Annotated in this window: 2 protein-coding genes; one reads left to right on the top strand and one right to left on the bottom strand. The window is 53.1% G+C overall.

All coding sequences use genetic code 11. The annotated features are described in order from the left end of the window. Window positions 1–451, bottom strand: a 451-nt coding sequence (locus KDK15_RS16015; protein WP_257296391.1) for a RimK/LysX family protein, incomplete at its 3' end; no start/stop codon positions are given. Window positions 452–590: 139 nt separating this feature from the next. On the opposite strand from KDK15_RS16015, the gene KDK15_RS16010 reads away from it, so the two are divergent. Continuing rightward, window positions 591–1457, top strand: a complete 867-nt coding sequence (locus tag KDK15_RS16010) for a tyrosine-protein phosphatase (RefSeq protein WP_257296390.1) — start codon at window positions 591–593, stop codon at window positions 1455–1457. The last annotated feature ends 99 nt before the right edge of the window (window positions 1458–1556 follow it).

The following is a 1556-nucleotide window of genomic DNA, read 5'->3' as shown; positions in this document are numbered from 1 at the left end:
AGGTAAGGCTGAACTCGGTGGTGGTTTTTATATTGCCCAGTTCAATGGTGGCTTCGATCACCGGACGTCGCTGTGGTTTCCCGGAATGGGTTTGCACACGGATATACCGTTTAACGGGTTTGAGCAGGGTCACTTCCCGCCCATGGCCGCCTCGCTCTGTCAGGATTTTAAACCTTACCCAGTGGGGATTAGTGCCTAAAGTTTCGAACGTTATATCCCGAGCATCCAGCGAGGATGTGGTGGAGCCGGAGTCAATCAGTGCAGGCAGATGGGTATCAAACTGATGGTCAATACGGGTTACGGTTTCCAGATGGCCCACCAGGTAACGGTTGCCAATATTGCACTGATCCGGAGAGCTGGCCGAAAGGGGCGGAGACAGTAACGGGAATAACAGCATCAGCATTAGTAAAAGAAAACCAGCTGCAGAGCGCAGCCCGGGAGAATACAACATCTCTTCCTCCATGAAGGTACTTCTTTTAACCTTTCCTTAACTGTATTCGTGGAGGATGGTGTTGCCGGGCGGAGCTGACCAGTGGCATTAAATGGCGATATACCCAATTATCCCCTGTCAGGACTTTGGCGTTGGGTGATTGTTTTGGAACACAGCACTTAAAAAGACCGCTTCCCGTTACCCGAAAAAGATAAGTCGGGTGCTTTTACGGGAAGCGGGCAGCGGGAAGCGGGCAGCGGGAAGCGGGCAGCGGGAAGCGGGTAGCGCATACATGATAGATATTCATAACCATATTATTCCCGCCATTGATGACGGCCCGGACACTCTGGAGCAATCCCTGGAACTGCTGCGTATAGCCGAAGCCAATGATATCCAGCGGATGGTCTGTACACCCCATATGCATCCCGGCCGTTACGATAACGATATCACCACCATTGCCCCCGCCTTTGATGTGCTGGTTGGTCATGTACGGCAAGCCGGTATCGGTGTTCAGCTGGCCATGGGGGCGGAAGTGCGCTTCAGCAATGAGTTGATGTTCCAGCTGTGCCAGAAGCGTATCCCGATGATCGGTAAGTGGGACGGTTACGACTGTATGCTGTTGGAAATGCTCCATGGCAATATTCCGATGGGTATTGAACCAATGCTGGAATGGCTGGATCGCCAGCAGGTGCGGGTAGTAATTGCTCACCCGGAAAGGAATAAAGAGCTGATGGTTTACCCTGAACGGATCTTTCCGTTGGTAGAACGAGGTGCATTGCTGCAGGTGACCGCCGGGTGTATTCCCGGCTTTTTTGGTGAGAAGGCCCAGAACACTGCCCGCTGGTTACTGGACCATGAGCTGGTGCAGTTTGTGACTTCAGATGCTCATCATGCCAAACGGCGTCCACCGGCAATGAAGGCTGCCGCTGAGGTGTTGGATGAGTGGTATAGCGAGTCCGTTCGACATCAGTTGACATTGACCAATCCGGACTTGTTGACGTTTTCGCTGTTTGGTGGGGCGGGGTAATTTTTTTTTGCCACGGAGGCACGGAGGAAAAGATTTTTTGTCTTGGCGACCCCGTCTAGGCGACCCCGTCTAGGCGACCCCGTCTAGGCGACCCCGTCT

The sequence above is a fragment of the Endozoicomonas sp. YOMI1 genome (genome assembly GCF_024606345.1).
Classification (GTDB): Bacteria; Pseudomonadota; Gammaproteobacteria; order Pseudomonadales; family Endozoicomonadaceae; genus Endozoicomonas.
This window is presented reverse-complemented; position numbering and strand designations above follow the sequence as displayed.